19 protein-coding genes and 2 pseudogenes are annotated in these 19573 nt (G+C 39.9%); 20 read left to right on the top strand and 1 reads right to left on the bottom strand.

Going from position 1 to position 19573, the window contains the following annotated elements; genetic code table 11:
* Positions 1-503 precede the first annotated feature (503 nt).
* The 6 genes and pseudogenes from BTA31_RS10080 to BTA31_RS10055 all read left to right on the top strand — a co-directional run bounded on the left by BTA31_RS10080 (position 504) and on the right by BTA31_RS10055 (position 5637).
* A pseudogene (locus BTA31_RS10080) lies at positions 504-1020 on the top strand (SMI1/KNR4 family protein).
* Between the two features lie 194 nt (positions 1021-1214).
* A pseudogene (locus tag BTA31_RS10075) lies at positions 1215-1547 on the top strand (T7SS effector LXG polymorphic toxin); the annotation flags it as partial.
* A 92-nt stretch (positions 1548-1639) separates the two neighbouring features.
* A complete protein-coding gene (locus tag BTA31_RS10070) occupies positions 1640-2059 on the top strand; it encodes an SMI1/KNR4 family protein (RefSeq protein ID WP_076791258.1) in 420 nt (139 codons plus the stop codon).
* A 223-nt stretch (positions 2060-2282) separates the two neighbouring features.
* Positions 2283-3536 (top strand): MFS transporter, encoded by a 1254-nt coding sequence (locus tag BTA31_RS10065; RefSeq protein ID WP_076791255.1) that lies wholly within the window; start codon positions 2283-2285, stop codon positions 3534-3536.
* A gap of 98 nt (positions 3537-3634) precedes the next feature.
* Positions 3635-4762, top strand: a complete 1128-nt coding sequence (locus BTA31_RS10060; RefSeq protein ID WP_158039110.1) for a response regulator aspartate phosphatase — start codon at positions 3635-3637, stop codon at positions 4760-4762.
* Between the two features lie 623 nt (positions 4763-5385).
* A complete protein-coding gene (locus tag BTA31_RS10055) occupies positions 5386-5637 on the top strand; it encodes a hypothetical protein (RefSeq protein WP_043929272.1) in 252 nt (83 codons plus the stop codon).
* Between the two features lie 657 nt (positions 5638-6294).
* Here BTA31_RS10055 and BTA31_RS10050 read toward each other — a convergent pair.
* Positions 6295-7239, bottom strand: coding sequence for an urea transporter (locus tag BTA31_RS10050; protein ID WP_076791252.1), 945 nt, complete (start codon positions 7237-7239; stop codon positions 6295-6297).
* Between the two features lie 398 nt (positions 7240-7637).
* Here BTA31_RS10050 and BTA31_RS10045 point away from each other — a divergent pair, with 398 nt between their 5' ends.
* The 14 genes from BTA31_RS10045 to BTA31_RS09980 all read left to right on the top strand — a co-directional run bounded on the left by BTA31_RS10045 (position 7638) and on the right by BTA31_RS09980 (position 19503).
* Entirely contained in the window at positions 7638-7940 is a 303-nt protein-coding gene (locus BTA31_RS10045; RefSeq protein WP_020451534.1) for an urease subunit gamma, read from the top strand.
* A gap of 21 nt (positions 7941-7961) precedes the next feature.
* Positions 7962-8288, top strand: a complete 327-nt coding sequence (locus BTA31_RS10040; protein WP_076791247.1) for an urease subunit beta — start codon at positions 7962-7964, stop codon at positions 8286-8288.
* On the top strand, positions 8285-9997 hold the full coding sequence (gene ureC / locus BTA31_RS10035) for an urease subunit alpha (RefSeq protein ID WP_076791245.1): 1713 nt from the start codon (positions 8285-8287) through the stop codon (positions 9995-9997). Before BTA31_RS10040 ends, ureC begins: the two co-directional genes overlap by 4 nt.
* Before the next feature lie 10 nt (positions 9998-10007).
* The gene (gene ureE, locus BTA31_RS10030) at positions 10008-10463 is read left to right on the top strand and encodes an urease accessory protein UreE (RefSeq protein ID WP_075754488.1); all 456 of its coding nucleotides are present in this window, start codon (positions 10008-10010) and stop codon (positions 10461-10463) included.
* Positions 10456-11139, top strand: a complete 684-nt coding sequence (locus BTA31_RS10025; RefSeq protein ID WP_076791242.1) for an urease accessory protein UreF — start codon at positions 10456-10458, stop codon at positions 11137-11139. Before ureE ends, BTA31_RS10025 begins: the two co-directional genes overlap by 8 nt.
* Positions 11140-11160: 21 nt before the next feature.
* Positions 11161-11772: an urease accessory protein UreG gene (gene ureG / locus BTA31_RS10020; protein ID WP_076791239.1), complete on the top strand. Its 612-nt coding sequence runs from the start codon at positions 11161-11163 to the stop codon at positions 11770-11772.
* A gap of 1 nt (position 11773) precedes the next feature.
* Entirely contained in the window at positions 11774-12598 is an 825-nt protein-coding gene (locus BTA31_RS10015; RefSeq protein WP_076791236.1) for an urease accessory protein UreD, read from the top strand.
* A 66-nt stretch (positions 12599-12664) separates the two neighbouring features.
* Positions 12665-13357, top strand: a complete 693-nt coding sequence (locus BTA31_RS10010; RefSeq protein ID WP_076791233.1) for a HoxN/HupN/NixA family nickel/cobalt transporter — start codon at positions 12665-12667, stop codon at positions 13355-13357.
* Between the two features lie 68 nt (positions 13358-13425).
* The gene (locus tag BTA31_RS10005) at positions 13426-13998 is read left to right on the top strand and encodes a PadR family transcriptional regulator (protein WP_142243750.1); all 573 of its coding nucleotides are present in this window, start codon (positions 13426-13428) and stop codon (positions 13996-13998) included.
* Positions 13999-14400: 402 nt separating this feature from the next.
* Positions 14401-14838 (top strand): hypothetical protein, encoded by a 438-nt coding sequence (locus BTA31_RS10000; RefSeq protein ID WP_076791228.1) that lies wholly within the window; start codon positions 14401-14403, stop codon positions 14836-14838.
* Between the two features lie 43 nt (positions 14839-14881).
* Positions 14882-15580, top strand: coding sequence for a hypothetical protein (locus BTA31_RS09995; RefSeq protein ID WP_076791225.1), 699 nt, complete (start codon positions 14882-14884; stop codon positions 15578-15580).
* Between the two features lie 307 nt (positions 15581-15887).
* Positions 15888-16853 carry a stage V sporulation protein K gene (gene spoVK, locus BTA31_RS09990; protein ID WP_003182136.1) on the top strand — a complete coding sequence of 322 codons (966 nt, stop codon included), beginning with the start codon at positions 15888-15890 and terminating at the stop codon, positions 16851-16853.
* Between the two features lie 103 nt (positions 16854-16956).
* Positions 16957-18219, top strand: coding sequence for a GTPase HflX (gene hflX, locus BTA31_RS09985; protein WP_076791223.1), 1263 nt, complete (start codon positions 16957-16959; stop codon positions 18217-18219).
* Positions 18220-18237: 18 nt separating this feature from the next.
* Positions 18238-19503: a methionine gamma-lyase family protein gene (locus BTA31_RS09980; RefSeq protein WP_076791221.1), complete on the top strand. Its 1266-nt coding sequence runs from the start codon at positions 18238-18240 to the stop codon at positions 19501-19503.
* Positions 19504-19573: the final 70 nt, after the last annotated feature.

Genomic DNA, 19573 nt, shown 5'->3' with positions numbered 1-19573 from the left:
GGCATCTTTTTTTAATAGGAGGTTTACATAAAAAATGTTAAGTGTGCTTCTGCCTAATTTGCTTATTCTTTCTGCTATCATTTTATTTTTATATTACATGATCGTATTGGTAAAGGAAAACAAGATAAATCGTAAACAAAACGAGGAAACCCAACAGTTGCTTAGGGAGATATTAAAGGAAGTGAAAAGCAAAGATTTACAGAAAAAATAAAAGTTATTATATTTCTGAAGCGATTTAGTTGTGCCTCAAAGGAAACATTTGAGGATAAGACTGCACCTTCTGTGAAAGTCGGGGTGAGATTTGCAAGGAGGCTATTTCATGCAGTTATTGGATTTGCTGCAGTGTACCACTAACCTTTAATAAAAATAACCTTAATCCTTAAAAGACAAACTTATGATGATTACGGAATCCCGAGCAATTTGTTTCCTCTACAAATAGAGGTGCATAAAAAAAGTCTCACGTTGGTGGAAAAACAAGTAATCTGTAATAAGAGGGGAAGCACATGACAAGTTTCGTTCAGAACACCGTGAATGGTTTAAAGAGCTTATTAGATCAAAATGGAGTCATTAGGAGTCTTGGCTCTGAAGGTGAAATTACAGAAACTCTTGTCACATTCTCTGACAGCGGAGCCTCTCAAAGCGATATACGAGCTTTCGAATCACATCATCAATTATTTCTTCCTGGTGATTATAAAATTTTTAACTCTACATAATGGAGCTAGAATTTTTGATAGTCTTTTAGATGGAGTGAATATTGGCGGAGGTCTGCATTTAATTAACCTCAAGGAAATTGATACAGAACTGAAAGATGAGAAATTTTATAAGGATGTTAGCGGTATTCCAATTGGACATTTGTTGGAAGAGTGCGACCTAATGATTGACAAAGACAAGCTTAAGGATAAAGATCCCAACTACCTTTATTTACTTGAGGATGGTCTAGAGTATAAGCCTCTTGATTTAAATTTTGAGATATTTTTAGACCGATATGTTTTGTGTCACGGGCAGCCATTTTGGGAGTGAAGATATTACACAGCGGAGAATTATTATAGAACTTGACGGTCGGGTTTCTGGTCGTCTTTTTTGAATTCAACTAGGTTATTTATCCTAATTCTAAGGATTCATTTTCATGGATGGTCAGGATTTATTCACCAATCTTCTTCTATAAAGTGGTAAAATCTAAAATGATTGTAACTTTAGTATTAGAGGAGAGTGCCATGAAGACTCTGGATGTTCAGGCGTTGCAAAAAGCCATTGATCAAACGCTGGAACAATTAAAACATCAATCAGACGAATTTGTTCAAGTCAAAAAAGCCGTTGAGGAGATCGCATCACTTAATGATGCCTTAAAAGGAAAAGGCGGAGACGCCATTCGTGCATTTTATAAAGAATGTCACACCCCTTTTCTACAATTCTATGATACTTTTATAGAGGAATACAGTTCCACGCTGAAGAAAATGAAAAGCGCGCTGAATTCTCTGGAACCAAACCACAACGGATTTATTTCACAATCCTTTCTTGAACACGAACTGGAGAATGGCTTAAATGCCCTCTTATATAATTTCAACTATATAGGTGTCAAAAAGAAGTTATCTATTGGTGATGGTGAACTTGAATTTTTAGGTTCAGTTAAATATATGTAATGAATGCTCAAATTGCAATGATGATAAATGAATATGTAGAAAAAGGTGATTTTTTCGGAGCAGTACCCGAAGAAGATATTTCGAGGGCTGAAGAAAAACTGGGGTGCAAATTTCCAAGGCAATATAAAGAGTTTGTTAAAGCATATGGCTCAGGAGGAATATGTGGAGTTGAAGTCTTAGGAGTAGAGGGAAATGGGTATGTCTCAGTAGTTGATGTTACTGAAAGATTTAGAGATTTTGGTTTGCCTGATAAATACTTAGTTATTGAAAATGTGGACGAATTTGTTTATTGTCTCAATACTGAAGAAAATCACTGTGTAATAAGATGGGATGACATAAGCAAAAAGGAGATTGAAAGATATTCTAGTTTTGATGAGTATTTACAAGACAGTTTTCAAGAAGCAATAGATAACTGGTAAGGAAAAGTAACCTGGAACGGAGAAGTCAAGATTTAAAACCTCACCTTTAAAAAGGGTGGGGTTTTTGTTTTAGAAGGGGAACAAATGATTGTGAAATCCCTTTTTTACCTTAATGTGTCTTAAATTATTCCTCTCCTACATTGACCAAGAAACCAAATATAGGATATGCTTTGGTGAGACCCTGTAAAAATGAGGGATTTTTGTAAGGGGGATTTTTTGAGGAATGAATAGTGGCTCCACTGTGTGGCAAAGAAATTTTTCCTTTCTGTTTGTCTCTAAAATGGTGAAAATTACCGCAGACAGCTTTGCTTTTACTTCTATTTTGTGGTTTCTCATTTTAGATGGAAAAGGGGCTGTCGGAACAGGTTTGCTAATAGCTGTCACCCTTCTTCCACAAGCTTTAATAGCACCGTTGATTTCACCTTTTATGAAGCCAAAAACTCTTAAGTTCTGGATGTTCTCCGCAGATATAACAAGGGCTTCATTGATGCTGATCATTCCAATTTTTTATTTTAGTGGATTTTCACCATTATGGTTCATTATTTCACTAATGCTGATACATTCGGCAACAGGGGCTTCTTATGATCCTGCATCCATTTCCATGATTCCGCAAATTGTTAAGAACAAACTTATTCAAAAAGCTAATGCCACTATAGAATCTTCAGCCCAAATTGTAAAATTGGTCTCGTTAATGATTTGCGGTATATTGATTGCCGTAATAGGTGCTGCTTATACAATGCTTATTATATTTCCATTTTACATCGCTTCAGCCTGTTTAGTTCTCTGTATTAAATACAGCTTAAAAGAAGAAGGGGCTCAGGAACAGAAACCAAAAGGCGCATATTTCAAAAAGCTAAAAAGAGGTTTTATACTTGTTCGAAAACATCATATTTTGCTTCCTCTAGCCGTATACTGCATTTTGTTGAACATTGGTTCAGCTCCTTGGGAGGCGCTTTCAGCTATCTATCTTTCAGAAGATTTAGGCGGCGGTTCGGTCATTCATTCTTTCATAAGAGTAGCAACAGCTACCGGAGCCTTTTTAATGGGATTTATCTTAACTAAAGTGAGAGTGAACCGATACGGACTATTGTTTGTCTCCGCTGGAATTATAGAAGGAATCGCACTTTTCATTACAGGAATGAATTCAGTCTTGTTGCTACTTCTTTTCGCAGCATTTGTTTTGGGGGCAACAATCAGTGCTATAAATGTGCCTGAACACACCATTATTCAAACCTCAGTTGCAGATGAAGATCAGCCACAAGTATTTGCTGTTATTAGAATGATCTCTCATGTGATGGTACCATTAGGGGCTTTAATTAGCGGCTATGCAGCAGCTGTCTTTGGTGCAGGAAAAGTAATCGCTGTCGGGGGATTGATTGAAATTTTAGCTGGCATTGCGATATTAACTCTTACGAAACTAAGTAAAACCAATCGTTCAGACATGATAAGGGGTAAAGAAGAAAGTTTTAAAATGTAAGAAAATTCACACGTTTAAATACTGAATATTTCAACACAATTAAATAAGCTTCCAAGAGTCGAGTAGCAGAAAAAACAGAGAAGAAAGGGGTTTTAATTTTGAAAAGCGTAATACCTTATGATCTGGTCGCAACGAAAATGAATTATTGGTATGTAGCCCTTAAAAATGACTGGGGTGATGAAGCTGAAAAAATGAAATCTGAGGTTAAACAAGAGATCGCTATAATGGAAGAAAATCAGGATGTTCTTATATATTTTTCATTGCTTGAATTCCGTCATAAGCTGATGTTGGATTACCTTTGTCCAGAAGCAGCAAAAGATATACAGGTTCATTATGAAGAGTTAAGGGAAAAGACTAAGGGCGGGAAAAATTTGAATGGTATGCTCGAATATTATTACTATTTTTTCACAGCAATGTATCACTTCAGACAAAAAGAACTTCTTCATGCTTTGGCTTACTACCAGAATGCTGAAAATCAGTTGAATTCATTTGAAAGCGATGAAGTTGAAAAGGCAGAATTTTATTTCAAATTGTCAGAAATTTATTACTATATGAAACAAACATATTTTTCAATGTATTATGCTAATCATGCATATAAGATTTATTTAAAACAGCCAACATACGGCCAGCGTAGAGTACAATGCCAATTTTTAATGACTGGTAACTGGCTGGATAAAATGAATCCTGAAAAAGCCCTGGAGCATACCAGGAAAGCACTGTCAGATGCAAAGGAATTGCAAGTTGATTATTTAATTGGTTCTTCACACTTGAATATTGGAATATGTTATAATCAACTTGAAGAACTTTACAAAGCAGAAAATCATTTTCAAATGGCTGCTGAACTTTATAAAAATGAAAAGCACAGCTTTTTGCCAAAAGCCCTCTTTAATATTTCTCACGTTAAAGCGAAGCAAGAGAAATGGATTGAAGCAGAAGATCGGTACTTCGAGGGGAAGGAGTGGGCTCAAAAGTTTGAGGACCAAGAATTCCATACAAAGCTGAAAATGATTTACGGGTTGTACTTATCATTTGACCTTGACGCAGTTCGAGAATCCTTTGAGTTCTTCAGTGAAAAAGGTATGTATGCAGACATAGAAGAGTATGGAGTCATCGTGGCCGAACTTCTACAAGGAAAAGAAATGCTACATGATTCACTTGAGTTTTACCGCAGAGTGGTTGAGGCAAGAAGACAAATACAAAGGAGTGGGACAGTACATGAAAGCTAAATTGCTAATTTGCTCTATTCTGTTATTGGGTGCAGTTAGTTTAATGGGCACTTCCTACGATCAATCAACAAATACAACATATTATGTTGCTGACAGGGTAGCAATTTAAATTTGAGACTGCTAAATTAACATATATAATAACTTTTATTAGAGACCAGGTCGTGAAACTCTCCGCGAGTTTATGGCTGGTCTTTTTCATTTCTGAAATATCGATTAGGTTTCCGGATTTCACCAAGATATTTTAGCCAGTAAAGAAGCGACTTTCAAATATATTCCCACAAGCATTTCAGCACCAGGTTTGCCTCTCGAAAAAATGGAAGGATCGATGCTAAATGAGTCAATATGGTAAGGGTATGAATGGGAAGGTTTAAGAAACTAACGATGTTTTTAAGGAGATTAAAATATAACAGATTCTGAAATATTAGGAATAGAATTAAAGTGAATCCTGAGTGAAAAGTGATTAAAGTTATGTTTAATCAATTGTAAAAATGTGTATTATTTTTGAATTATTTTTCAATTCTACACCGTTTGACAATTTTTTCATCCTTGAGGTGTTAAAGTCAAGGTGTCTATTAAATGGACAAGCATTTAATAGGTAAACAAAATGAAAAGGGGATGTATTTATGTTTAAAAACAAACTCAAAAAAGTAGCAGGAGCGGTCGCAGTTGCTGGGGCTCTGTTGGTATCTGGATTACCGGCAAGTGCCGCACCAGATTTAACTCCGATCCGAGACAAGTATCCAGATGCCTATCAATTCCAATGGAATGGCAACAATACTGTAACTGTTTTCTTTAGAGACAGCCAAGGTAAATCTTATCACAGAACATATACATGTGTTACGGTTATACAAGGAACTTGCTACGTGTATAAGTAAACCGTAAGACAAAATTCTGTCTCAATCGTTTGTATTCTTATTCTTCCTGAGACAGAATTTTTTTCATTAACCAAATCAGTTACTTTCACCTCTCTGTGTCCAAATCCTCTTTATTTATGCCCCTCTCGATGATCAATGAAGACAAAGCTGGAACAGTTTTCCGCGGCACCATCAGAATATGCTAGCACCAATATGGGTTTTTCACAGTTTACAGGGGAGAGCTGGCAGCGGCCGCAGCACACCTTCAGACTGACTGGCCCAAGGATCTTATCAAGCAGTTAATCTGAATAATGTCTGAGACGCTCTCATAGCATCATTTTTGAAAAATAAGTCTGTTTCATGTGGTAATCGATTGAGTCCAGATATTTCTGAAGTGAGAGTGTCAATGAAATGGAACATTCCTATAAAAATCCCGGCATTTCTGGTAAGTTTTCAAGGCCTATGTATTCTTCTAGCTAACCATCGTTTTTCACAAGTTATCATTAATTTATGTCTAAACTCGAGTAGATTAGTATAGTAAGATAATCTTGGTTTTCTTCCATGACTTTTATTTCTTGCGTTACCTCTTACCGCATTTCTTCTGTTCTTTCGACTCAATCTTTTTACATACCAATGATTGTCGCTAAGTCGGCTGATTTACATCATCAACAGGCAATGCTATAAGTTTGGCAGAACCTTTCTTGCACCTAGAAACAGCCATGAACAAAGAACAAACGGCATTGTTAGGGCAGGGAGTCCATACGGCAAAAGATACGTGCTGAGTCCTGCTGTTATAGGCACTGTTAGACAAGCTGAAATGATCCCTGATAAAAATGAAAATCGGTTATGTTCACGATTAAAAACGGCAGATACGGCTAGAATCGTTAAAATTGCGTTATACCCGTAAAGACCCGATGTTATGAGAGAACGCTCCCCTCCTAAAAGGAATGCAATGATGATAGCAACTGCATTTCCGATAACTGCATAAAGTCCTAGTTTTCTTCCTGCCCAAAATACGGCGAGAAAAATTAAAATTCCGGATACTGTGTTATTCAGAAAAAATACTTGTCCAATTCCATGGAAAACCCCGTCCATTAAATTGACTTCTCCTGCTATCTTTAGTTTCCAGTGTGTTAAATCCTGAGGTATCAGGGCAGAACTTAATCTAATCCCTTTTAATTTGTATGAAGCTAATAATATAAACCATGTCAGAATAATAAAGGGGAATGTAAGAATTGGAACTTCGGTTCTTTTCGTAAAATGCATTAAGGCGGCTGTAAAAATGGCTGCTACCGCAGATCCAATTAAAGCGACAAGCCACATGTAAGGGCCAGTTAAGAATAATGCCAATGCCATTCCTGTTAACACAGAATTATATCCTAATAGACCCTGATTTATAATCTTTTCATCTCCCGCCCCCAATTTCCCTACTAAGGTACCGATAATAGCGGACAACAGAGCGATTATACCTAAATAATAGGAAGAAACAGTGATGGCTATAAGGATTAGAAAGCCGGTCATCACATTCTCAATCAGGATGACTTGAGAGATGCCTTTGAGAGAAGCTGTTATTAAAGGGAAAAACACCCCCTCGCTTAATAAATGGTGTTTGTTTTTTTGCATAATGAATCATCTCCTTTCTTTTCAAGTATTGACTTAAATATCTACAGTATATCATATGTAAATTTTTAAATATATAAATTGACATATATGTAAGAAATGATATACTCATTTCAAATGGAAGCGGGCAATCAAGTATATTTTCAGTTTTATAGTTGAATAAAAGGTGGCCAAACTTACATTTTATTTATGAAGGAAAATCTAATGATAATCGGCATGTTGTTCTGGAGTTTTCTCTTTGTATAACAGGCAGGAAACACTTTATTTTCGGGAGCTGTCAGCATTAACGTCCGTAATGAACGGACTCTCCCCTATAAGAAAGGGATAGAGTGATTTCCGTTTGGTCATTTTTGATTTAGCAGACTTTTTTATTCGCACAAAAAATACAGGGAGGTTTCATGATGCAACTATTACCGCGTGAGGTAGACAAGCTTATGATTGTTGTGGCTGCAGATCTTGCGAAGCGACGTAAAGAACGAGGATTGAAATTGAACCACCCGGAAGCAGTAGCGCTTATAACGTATGAAGTGTTAGAGGGAGCACGGGATGGAAAAACAGTTGCGGAGTTGATGGAATATGGAACAACCATTTTGTCGCGGGAAGATGTAATGGAAGGCATTCCAGAAATGATTGATGATATCCAGGTAGAAGCTACATTTCCAGACGGCACAAAGCTTGTAACTGTACATAGTCCCATTAAATAAAATTGGTAGGAGGCTATTTAAATGGAACCTGGACAACTATTTTTAAAAGAAACCGATATCATTTGTAATGTCGGAAGAACGGCGTCTAAATTGACTGTAACGAATACAGGTGACCGCCCAGTTCAAGTAGGTTCACATTTTCATTTTTATGAAGCGAATGAAGCGCTTCAATTCAAACGAGTAGAAGCATTTGGAAAGCGACTAAACATTCCGGCAGGAGCAGCTGTGCGTTTTGAGCCCGGTGATGAAAAAGAAGTGGAATTAGTGCCTTACGCCGGCGAACGTCGGGTATATGGATTTAATAACAAAGTGGACGGATCATTAGAAAAAGAGGGGAACCAATCATGAGTTTCAAGATGCCAAGAAAGCAATACGCTGAAATGTACGGTCCGACGACAGGGGATTCTATTCGTCTGGCAGATACAGATTTGCTCATCCAAATTGAGAAAGACTGCACAACATATGGAGATGAAGTTGTATTCGGCGGCGGTAAAGTTATTCGTGATGGAATGGGACAACACCCTTTAGTTACACGTGGAGAGGGAATAGCAGATGTTGTCATAACGAATGCTGTTATCTTAGATTACACTGGTATTTATAAAGCAGACATTGGAATTCGTGATGGAAAAATTGCTGGAATCGGGAAAGCAGGTAATCCGCTAATCATGGACAATGTGGATATTGTGATTGGCGCTGGTACAGAAATTATTGCTGCTGAAGGTATGATCGTCACTCCAGGTGGAATTGACACTCACGTCCATTTTATTAATCCGGAGCAAATCAGAACAGCAATAGCTTCAGGTCTTACCACCCTAATTGGAGGAGGAACAGGACCTGCTGCAGGATCAAAGGCTACTACAGTTACACCGGGTGAGTGGCATATGCACCGAATGCTTGAAGCGGCAGAAGGCATGCCAGTTAATGTCGGGTTTACAGGAAAAGGACAAGCTGCTTCAGAAGAACCGCTTGTAGAGCAAATACGCGCTGGTGCCATTGGACTGAAAGTACATGAGGACTGGGGCGCTACAGCTTCAGCTATCGATCATGCCCTAAGTGTGGCTGACAAATATGACGTTCAGGTTGCCCTTCATGCGGATACATTAAACGAAGGCGGATTTATGGAAAATACAATGGCAGCTATTAAAAATCGTGTCATTCACATGTACCATACAGAGGGTGCAGGGGGAGGACATGCTCCTGATTTAATTAAATCGGCCAGCTTTAACAATGTTCTGCCATCATCTACGAACCCGACATTACCTTATACAGTCAATACAGTAGACGAGCACTTAGATATGTTAATGGTCTGTCACCATTTGAATCCATCTATTCCAGAAGATTTGGCGTTTGCTGACTCACGTATCAGGCGTGAAACGATTGCAGCTGAGGATATTCTCCAGGATATGGGTGTATTCAGTATGACTAGTTCTGATGCCCAAGCGATGGGACGGATTGGAGAAGTTATTTTACGTACATGGCAAGTAGCCGATAAGATGAAAAAACAAAGAGGAACAATCGTGGGCGACAATGAGTTTTCGGACAACAACCGTGTGAAGCGTTATGTTGCCAAATATACAATTAATCCTGCCATTACTCATGGTATTTCCGAATATGTCGGTTCTATCGAGATAGGGAAAATGGCCGATCTCGTTGTCTGGAATCCAGCATTTTTCGGTGTGAAGCCTGAAATGGTGATGAAAAGCGGCTTTGTTGCAGAGAGCTTAATGGGAGATGCTAACGCCTCTATCCCGACACCGCAGCCTGTTATTTACCGTCCGATGTATGGGCAGTTTGGCAAGGCGCTGTCCAGCACTTCCATTACGTTTATTTCCCAGGCAGCTTTCGATGACAAAGTGCATGAGAAGCTTGGGCTGCAAAAAATCATTCTTCCGGTTCGCGGTATTCGCAAACTAACGAAAAAAGATATGAAGCTGAATTGTGAAACTCCTGAAATAACGGTCGATCCACAAACATATGAAGTGAAAGTAAATGGCCAATTAATTACATGTGACCCTGTTGATAAGGTGCCAATGGGTCAACGATATTTCCTATTCTGAGGTGAGAGTCATGATCATTGAACAAATCGTAACGAATATTGAAAACATGGAAAAAGAGGAAATTGAAAAACGCCATATTGAAAAAGTTTACCTCGAAAGTGCTCATTTGGTAAAACGAATCCAACGGGTGAAAACAGATCATGGCAATGAAATTGGAATACGCTTAAAAGAACCGCGTGACCTTGTCGCTGGTGATGTTTTGTATATGGACGATAAAAATATGATCGTCATCGATGTACTGTCCGATGATTTATTAGTCATCAAACCGCGCACCTTGAATGAAATGGGAACGATCGCTCATCAATTAGGAAATCGCCACCTGCCGGCGCAGTTTGAAGAGGACGAAATGCTTGTTCAATATGATTATCTTGTAGAAGAGTTACTTCAAGACCTGCAAATTCCATATAAACGTGAAGACCGAAAAGTAAAACAGGCTTTCCGCCATATCGGTCATAGCCATGATTAATATTTTATCTTTACTCCAACTATGTGATTCAAATTTCCCTATAGGGGCTTTTAGTCATTCGTATGGTCTTGAGACCTATATTCAAGAAGATAAAGTCCATGATCAAGCAACGTTCGTACAATGGCTTCATACGTATGTAAACGAGCAGCTCATCTATTCTGATGGGTTGGCTTCCCGGCTTGTATATGAAGCTTTAGAGAACGAAGATTTACAAACAGTATGGAAATTAGATCGCATGTTGACTGTTCAAAGTTTGCCGCGTGAAACAAGAGAAGGAACCCAAAGGATGGGCGAGCGGATGTTAAATCTTATTGAATCCCTATATGATATACCCATTCTTTCAACATATCGGGAGCGTATAAATCAAAAGCAATCGTTTGGACATCCCTCCATTGTATTTACGATTGTAGGTCATCATCTTGGTGTCCCTTCATCAACGACTACACTGTACTATTTGTATTCAGCAGTCTCAAATCTTGTTCAAAATGCGGTACGGGCTGTCCCTCTGGGGCAAGTGGCAGGTCAAAAGACAATTCAAGAATTTCAGACTGTTTTAATCGAAGCAACAGAAAAAATTCAACGTTTAAATGAAGAGGAATTCGGGATTGTTGCCCCCGGTTTAGAATTATCTCAGATGATGCACGAACGTGTAAATATTCGTATTTTCATGTCTTAATAAAAAAAGGAAGTGTTCGTTATGAATCCAGTTAAGATCGGTGTAGGAGGACCTGTAGGAGCAGGAAAAACGATGTTAGTCGAAAAATTAACCCGGCATTTGCAAGATGAAATGAGTATGGCAGTTGTGACAAACGACATTTATACAAAAGAAGATGCCAAGTTTTTAATGAACAACGGGGTACTTCCCGCAGATCGGATTATAGGTGTGGAAACAGGCGGCTGCCCTCATACGGCAATACGCGAAGACGCTTCAATGAACTTTGCAGCCATTGATGAGCTGGTGAAGAAGAATCCAGACGTTGAACTTATTTTCGTTGAAAGCGGCGGGGATAATCTGGCAGCTACATTCAGCCCTGAACTTGTTGACTTTTCAATCTATATTATTGATGTTGCCCAAGGGGAGAAAATACCGCGTAAAGGCGGACAAGGAATGATTAAATCTGATTTATTTATCATCAATAAAACAGATTTAGCGCCTTTCGTTGGAGCAAACCTGGATGTTATGGCATCTGATACGAAGGTTTTCCGCGGAGACAAGCCATTCGCTTTTACAAATTTAAAAACGAATGAAGGTCTTGATCAAGTCATTGACTGGATTAAGGAAAATGCACTGTTAAAAGGACTGGAGTAAGATGGGGGACTGGACAGGCGTTTTGCGTTTGGACGCTGAAGAAAAAAACGGAAAGACCATAGCGAAAAATGTATATTTTCAGGGGGCGTATAAAGTCATGCGTCCTATTTATCATGATGAATCAGGACAAGCCTGTTATTATATTTTAAACCCTGGCGGCGGTTATTTAGACGGTGATCGCTATCAAATGAAGATTTCACTGGAGAAACAAGCAAGGTTAACATTAACAACCCAATCGGCAACTAAAATATATAAGACACCTCATACACATGCATATCAGGAGACGGAATTTAACCTTAGGGAAGGCAGTTATCTTGAGTACATTCCTGATCCGCTTATCGGTTATCAAGATGCACGGTATAAACAAAAAAATGTGGTATATATTGAAAAAGGATGTACGCTCCTTTATTCAGATATAGTGACTCCTGGATGGTCTCCTAGTGGAGAAAAATTCACCTATGATATGCTTCAATTCATTAATGAAATCTATATGGAAAATGAGCTGGCAGTCTATGACCATATCAAACTATGCCCGGCTAAACAAAATATAGATAGTCTCGGTTTAATGGAAGGCTATTCTCATTTAGGTTCCATGATTGTGATCAATGAAAACGTAGATCATGACCTTCTTGATCGTTTATATCAGGCCATTGATACTCAGACAAAAGAATATAAAATAGGCTTATCTTTATTGCCTATCCCTGGCTTTTCAGTACGGGTATTAGCAAATCAAACACAGATCATCGAAAGGCTATTTTCCGAATTTCATCATATCCTCAACCAAGAATGGTTTAACAAAACCCCGAGTTTTTTAAGAAAATATTAACGGTTAAAAAAACCAGCAACTGTTCAATTGTTGGTTTTTTTCAGATTCAAGAAGGAGATGTATTTTGTGGAAGGTACATTATTCTCAGTTTTATTGTTGGCTTTAATTTTTGGAATCAAGCATGCAATTGAACCTGACCATGTTATTGCGGTATCGACAATTGCAAGTCAAAGTAAAAAGTTATGGCAAGCTTCTTTAGCGGGCGTATTTTGGGGGATAGGTCATACGGCAACTTTATTTATAGTTGGAATCATTGTTATTGTAATGAAGGGTCAAATATCAGAAAAGTGGTCGATGTCCTTAGAATTTTTAGTAGGAATTATGCTCGTTTATTTAGGGGTTAAAACGATTCTTTCTTTCAAAAACAACCATGTACATACGCATCAACATAATGGGGACAAACATAAACAAAGCAGTAGTGACCATAAGCACCGCCATAAAAAGGTAACGTACTTAAGATCAACATTCATCGGTTTAGTTCATGGTCTTGCAGGAAGTGGAGCCATGGTCTTATTAACGATAAGTACTGTAAAGAGTGTGGAGGAAGCAGCAATATATATTCTTATATTCGGTGCAGGAACAGTTATTGGTATGCTTTTCTTTACAACAATCATTGGTATTCCCTTTGTGCTGAGTAAGAAGCGTGGGGCAATCAGTGGAACACTAGGGATGGCGACAGGTGTAATAAGTGCTGCTTTTGGTGTATACTACATGTATAACTTGGGTATTAATGAGGGCTTATTTAACCTTTGGGTTTAAAAATAGTATAAAGTAACCGCCATTTAAAGATTGAGGTGAATGATATAAATACTTTAGGATATGCCATTTTGAGTGTTCTCGGCAGAAAACCTTGTTCAGGATATGAGTTAGTCCAGTACCTCGAGGTAGTGTGGCCAGCAAAACATAGTCAAATATATCCTTTATTGAATAAAATGGAACAAGAGGAACTTCTTGAATACGAGCATGTAGAACAAATAGGGAAACCTAATAAAAAAATATATTCAATTACAGAAAAGGGGAAGGAAGCATTAGAAAATTGGATCGCCGTATCTCCTTCAGATCCAATACATAGAGACGAGTTTCTTATTAAAGTATATTCGATTTGGTTGTTGGAAGAGGGAGATTCTCTAAAATTGATTCAGGATCGAATCAGAAATTTAGAAAAAACAATTGATACCCAATTGAAAAAAATGGCGGAGCTTGAAAAAAACAAGGACTCAGATAGCATGTCAAAAAACTTTGGCCGTTATATCTTGATTGATCGCAAATTCAGACTGGCCAAAGAGGAAAAAACATGGTGTCAAAAGGTTTTAAATCTAATAAAAGATAAGAAATTAAATTTTCCCTTTCTGTGTTATGTCAGTGTAGAAGGAATAAAGGGAGCGTCTATACTAATCTAGACAGACAAAAGAATGTCACGTACATAAGATAAGGAGCCCGAATATAACACAGGGAGAACGCGCGGATATTCACTCCCGCATTCAAAAAAGCAAATGGTGCAGATAAACGAAACGTGCCATTATTGTTAAACAAACAACGAGGGAACTGCCCCATAAGATGAGACAAATAAAAAACACCTTCAGGTTTAAAACGGATAGTTGTTATCCGAAATAAGACTTGGAGGTTTTTTTAAAAGGGAATCGGGTTACATGGTCCGGTGATGAAAACGAGACTGAAGGGGAACTGAAGATGATTGGGGAAAAGACATTGCTGTTCAGTGGGATGACGGAAGCTATATTGAGTACCCTAATGATCACCAGGATGCGATAAAAAAAATAAAAACAAGAAAGAGATGCGTAAGAATGCAATCACGAGTAAAAAGAAGACAACACCACTATATAAACAATCCAATAATCAAATTCGTGGATAAATTAATAGAACTCATAAAAAAAGCGTTTTATGGAATTGCTGGCGTCCTTCTAGCTCTAGCAGTTGTAGCCGTCCTTTTCTTACCTGGATCTGGGGGATACAAAGCTGGAGATGAAATCGAGATTCTCAGGAATATTCATGGTGCTAAGTCTATCGAGACGTTAGAGAAGAACTACGGCAGTATATCTGAATTAAGGAGTGATGGAGTAAATACAATTGATATACCAAGGTATAAAAGAATAAAAATCATAAAAACCATGGATGATCGTGATTTGGCATTAATAGAAGTTTTAAGCGGGTCTTATGAGGGCACTCAATGGTGGATAAAAAAATCATCCATTAAAGAAAAGCGTGCCGATCATAGATATTAGAATAAAATTACGAATTTATCCTGAATAAAGAGAGATGTGAACAATGGTAAATGTCTTAACTAATATCTTGAAAAATGACAGATTGGATGAATATCCATTATTTAAAAAGTTTTGTTTCCTCAAAGAAAAAGGGTTACGAAAGGAATCTTTTAAAGCATTATCTTCCTTTATTGATGAAGCAAGGACGTGGAATAATAATACACAACAGAATTTTGCCAGTTGGCTATTTGCCTTATTTGAAGAATCAGATAATATTCATCATATCCTCGTGTATCCTTTGGAAGAGGAACTTTTAAAGCCTTCACTTGTGGGATGGATGAAGAATAATCCCGAAGATCCTAGACCATATAGGTGGTATGGGGTGTTTTTAAATACTGAAAACTGTGTCGATTACTTAAACAATGCACTTAGACTTGGTGGCAGGAATGAACAACTATCCTTATTAACGCTAATCGATATTAACTTGAACGCCCTTTGGTTTTCATTTCATCATATATCCGAAGATTTGTATCTTGGCGATATTAAAGAAGATACAGCACTTCTTGCTAAGTCTCTGCAGTTAAACAACAAAGTAGAATGTGAACAAACAAGAAAAAACAATAACGAAGCACTTATCTATTATCAAGATCTAATGAATGACTGGATGACGTTTAAAAAAGAACGATCAAAGGGATTTGTTGAATGGTGTGAAAATAAGGGTAGAACCTATTATTGGGTCAAAGCTTATTATTATGAAAGATAACTATAATAAAGCGAAAGAGCCTAGCCGGGGTTTATCACTGTTTGTGTATTCCTACACCCTGGTTCAGTACATAATGATGTCAAACCGTTAAGCATTTACCGAAAAGGCAAACAGAAATAAAAAATTGGTTTGTCCGCACAGCTTACCTGAATACAATAAGAAATAAAGTATTTCTCGGGAAAGCGCAGGTTTCAACAAGACCTGCCCCGTCCATCTCAAAAAACATCGGAATGCGCAGTCGTGTGGGCGTCTGTCACGGCTTAAGTGCGCCATGAATAGGATATAAAGAGAGAATGGTGAGGTGAGTGTGTTGGAAAGGGCTGTTACTTATAAAAACAACGGACAAATCAATATCATATTGAACGGTCAAAAGCAGGTTTTGGCCAATTCAGAGGCTGAAGCCGAATATCAGGCCGCACTGCAAAAAAATGAAGCCAAACACAGCATTCTGAAAGAAATTGAAAGGGAAATGAACACGCTGGTCGGAATGGAGGAAATGAAGCGCAATATCAAGGAAATCTACGCCTGGATTTTCGTTAATAAAAAGCGCGAAGAACAAGGCCTTAAGGCCGGAAAACAGGCGCTTCACATGATGTTCAAAGGAAATCCGGGAACCGGAAAAACGACCGTCGCCAGGCTGATCGGCAGGCTTTTTTACGAAATGAATGTTCTCTCAAAAGGCCATCTGATCGAGGCGGAGCGCGCCGATCTCGTCGGTGAGTACATCGGCCATACGGCGCAAAAAACGAGGGATTTAATCAAAAAAGCGATGGGCGGAATCCTGTTCATCGATGAAGCCTATTCCCTTGCCAGAGGCGGAGAGAAAGACTTCGGCAAGGAGGCAATCGATACATTAGTCAAACATATGGAGGATAAGCGCAACGAATTTATTTTAATCCTCGCCGGATATTCGCGGGAAATGGATCATTTTCTTTCATTAAACCCGGGCCTTCAGTCAAGGTTTCCGATCAGCATCGATTTTCCCGATTACTCAGTCAGCCAGCTGATGGACATTGCAAAACGGATGATGGCGGAAAGGGAATATCAGTTCAGCCCTGAGGCTGAATGGAAGCTGAAAGACCATCTGATGGCCGTCAAAAGTACGGTCAGCCCCGCGAAGTTCAGCAATGGCCGTTTCGTCCGCAACCTGATCGAAAAATCCATCCGGTCGCAGGCGATGAGACTGCTGATGGGGGATTGCTACTTAAAGAATGACTTGATAACCATCAAAAGCCAGGATCTCGACTTGAAGGAAGACGCGCCGCACGTATAATGGTGCGTTCTTTTTTTATTTTCGAGGATTTCTGGCAACCGCTCCCTTCGTTTGTTATGATAGTACTGCTTATTGACTAACGTTAAGAAAGGAACATGATCACTTGAACGAACAGGAAGTCATGAAAGAGAAAGCCATATTAGTCGGATGCCAGCTTCCGCACGTGTCTGATGAGCGTTTTTCATACTCGATGGAAGAGCTCGCCGCGCTGACGAAAACGGCCGACGGAACGGTTGTTTCCACGGTCACGCAGAAGCGGAACCGTGTGGATGCTGCTACATATATCGGAAAAGGAAAAGTAGATGAATTGGCGGTGCTCTGTGAAGAGCTGTCGCCCGATGTTTTAATTTTTAATGATGAATTGTCGCCAAGTCAGCTGAAAGCGCTTGTCACAACGCTTGACGTGAAAATCATCGACCGGACGCAGTTGATCCTTGATATTTTCGCCAAACGCGCGAGGACAAGGGAAGGAAAGCTGCAAATTGAGCTGGCACAGCTGCAATACGCCCTCCCGCGGTTAAGCGGCCAGGGAATCAACCTGTCAAGGCAAGGCGGCGGAATCGGAACAAGAGGTCCAGGGGAGACAAAGCTTGAAACCGACCGGCGCCATATCAGAAACCGGATTCATGAAATCAATGTTCAGCTGTCTACCGTCATTCGCCACAGAAGCAGATACAGAGAAAGAAGAAAGAAAAACGGCGTACTGCAAATCGCGCTTGTCGGCTACACCAATGCAGGGAAATCGACATGGTTTAACAGGCTTACAGACGCCGACAGCTATGAAGAAAACCTTTTGTTCGCCACACTTGACCCGATGACCCGCAAAATGACGCTCCCGAGCGGATACAGCGTGCTGCTCTCAGATACGGTCGGGTTTATTCAGGATTTGCCAACGACTTTGATCGCGGCTTTCAGGTCGACGCTCGAAGAGGTAAAAGAAGCCGATCTGATTCTTCATATGATCGATTCTTCTCACGAAGACTACGAGGGCCACGAGGCGACAGTCAAGCGCCTTCTTGAGGAACTTGAAGCAGACGATATTCCTGTTTTAACCGTCTATAACAAAAGAGACCGGAAGCGGCCTGATTTCATCCCTTCTTCAGGGAGAGGGCATATCATGACGAGCGCCAAAATAGACGGAGACTTGCCGCTGTTTAAGCAGGCGGTTGAAGACTATCTGAAAAAGGAGCTGCTCGTTCCGTATGACGTGAGAATTCCCGCTTCAGAAGGAAGGCTGTTGTCGAGAATCAAGTCTGAGACAATGACGAACAGCACCGTTTTTGACGAAGATCGCGAAGCATATGAAGTGGAAGGATATATTCTCCCTGACCAAAACATTTTGGGAGAGCTGAAGAAGTATATGTAGGAAAGGACACTGCAAAACATGTTTGAGACATTAAAACACGGAGATCTACTAAAGAAAACGGCGGTGGAGGCTGAAACCGACATCGCACAGATCCACAAAACAATTGATGAGATCAGTGAACGAAATGAGTGGAGGGTGCTCGAAAGCTACAGAAAACACAAAGTATCGGACACGCATTTCACACCATCGACAGGCTACGGCTACGATGACATCGGCCGTGATACGCTGGAAAAAGTTTATGCCGACGTCTTCGGCGGTGAAGCAGCCCTTGTCAGACCGCAGATCATCTCGGGAACCCATGCGATATCAATCGCTTTATTCGGCGTTCTCCGCCCGGGGGATGAACTTCTTTACATCACCGGCAAACCGTACGATACCCTCGAAGAGATCGTCGGCGTCAGGGGTGAGGAAAACTCGGGGTCTTTGAAGGACTTCCAGATCGGATACAGCCATGTCGAGCTGACAGAAGAGGGAGCCGTTGATTTTGAGCGGGTGGCAGCTTCCATCACACCGCAGACAAAGGTCGTCGGAATCCAGCGCTCAAAAGGATACGCCGATCGTCCGTCTTTTACAATAGATGAGATTGAGAAGATGATTCGCTTTGTTAAAGAAATAAACGAAAACATCATCGTTTTCGTCGACAACTGCTACGGCGAATTTGTAGAAGAGCGTGAGCCGTGCCATGTTGGAGCGGATCTGATGGCAGGTTCGCTTATTAAAAACCCGGGAGGCGGTCTCGCCAAAACAGGCGGCTATATCACCGGCAAGGAAAAATGGGTGAAAGCCTGCTCCTACAGAATGACGTCACCGGGAATCGGCAGTGAAGCAGGTGCGTCGTTGTATACCCTCCAGGAGATGTACCAGGGCTTTTTCCTTGCGCCGCATGTTGTCTCCCAGGCATTAAAAGGCGCCGTGTTCACAGCCCGCTTTCTCGAAAAGCTCGGGTTTAGGACGAATCCTTCATGGAACAGCAAGCGGACCGATTTGATCCAGTCTGTCGAATTTTCCAACCCGGAGCAGATGATCGCGTTTTGTCAGGCGATTCAGTACGCTTCTCCTGTCAATGCTCATGTGACGCCGTATCCGAGCTACATGCCGGGCTATGAAGACGATGTCATTATGGCGGCCGGCACTTTTGTACAGGGAGCGAGCATTGAACTATCAGCGGATGGCCCTATAAGACCGCCTTATGCGGCATATGTCCAAGGCGGATTAACCTATTCCCATGTGAAGAATGCGATATGCAGTGCTGTGGATGCGCTCATGAAGCAGGGATTAATGTAAAGAAAATAAAGAATATTTTCATGTAAAGAATCCTTACATCATGTTGACATGTTATATAACATCACATATA

Origin of the sequence: Bacillus haynesii (assembly GCF_001969855.1) — a bacterium.
Classification (GTDB): domain Bacteria; phylum Bacillota; class Bacilli; order Bacillales; family Bacillaceae; genus Bacillus; species Bacillus haynesii.
The sequence above is the reverse complement of the archived record's forward strand: the minus strand, read 5'-3'. Positions and strand labels throughout refer to the sequence as shown.

What these genes read in the sequence shown, in the direction of transcription:
- BTA31_RS10055 (WP_043929272.1), top strand. Translation starts at nt 5,386, where the DNA reads ATGTTTAAAAACAAACTCAAAAAAGTAGCAGGAGCGGTCGCAGTTGCT.
- BTA31_RS10025 (WP_076791242.1), top strand. Translation starts at nt 10,456, where the DNA reads ATGATTAATATTTTATCTTTACTCCAACTATGTGATTCAAATTTCCCT.
- ureC (WP_076791245.1), top strand. Translation starts at nt 8,285, where the DNA reads ATGAGTTTCAAGATGCCAAGAAAGCAATACGCTGAAATGTACGGTCCG.
- ureG (WP_076791239.1), top strand. Translation starts at nt 11,161, where the DNA reads ATGAATCCAGTTAAGATCGGTGTAGGAGGACCTGTAGGAGCAGGAAAA.
- BTA31_RS10070 (WP_076791258.1), top strand. Translation starts at nt 1,640, where the DNA reads ATGAATGCTCAAATTGCAATGATGATAAATGAATATGTAGAAAAAGGT.
- BTA31_RS10040 (WP_076791247.1), top strand. Translation starts at nt 7,962, where the DNA reads ATGGAACCTGGACAACTATTTTTAAAAGAAACCGATATCATTTGTAAT.
- BTA31_RS09995 (WP_076791225.1), top strand. Translation starts at nt 14,882, where the DNA reads ATGGTAAATGTCTTAACTAATATCTTGAAAAATGACAGATTGGATGAA.
- BTA31_RS10050 (WP_076791252.1), bottom strand. Translation starts at nt 7,239, where the DNA reads ATGCAAAAAAACAAACACCATTTATTAAGCGAGGGGGTGTTTTTCCCT.
- BTA31_RS10045 (WP_020451534.1), top strand. Translation starts at nt 7,638, where the DNA reads ATGCAACTATTACCGCGTGAGGTAGACAAGCTTATGATTGTTGTGGCT.
- BTA31_RS09980 (WP_076791221.1), top strand. Translation starts at nt 18,238, where the DNA reads ATGTTTGAGACATTAAAACACGGAGATCTACTAAAGAAAACGGCGGTG.
- ureE (WP_075754488.1), top strand. Translation starts at nt 10,008, where the DNA reads ATGATCATTGAACAAATCGTAACGAATATTGAAAACATGGAAAAAGAG.
- BTA31_RS10065 (WP_076791255.1), top strand. Translation starts at nt 2,283, where the DNA reads ATGAATAGTGGCTCCACTGTGTGGCAAAGAAATTTTTCCTTTCTGTTT.
- BTA31_RS10015 (WP_076791236.1), top strand. Translation starts at nt 11,774, where the DNA reads ATGGGGGACTGGACAGGCGTTTTGCGTTTGGACGCTGAAGAAAAAAAC.
- BTA31_RS10000 (WP_076791228.1), top strand. Translation starts at nt 14,401, where the DNA reads ATGCAATCACGAGTAAAAAGAAGACAACACCACTATATAAACAATCCA.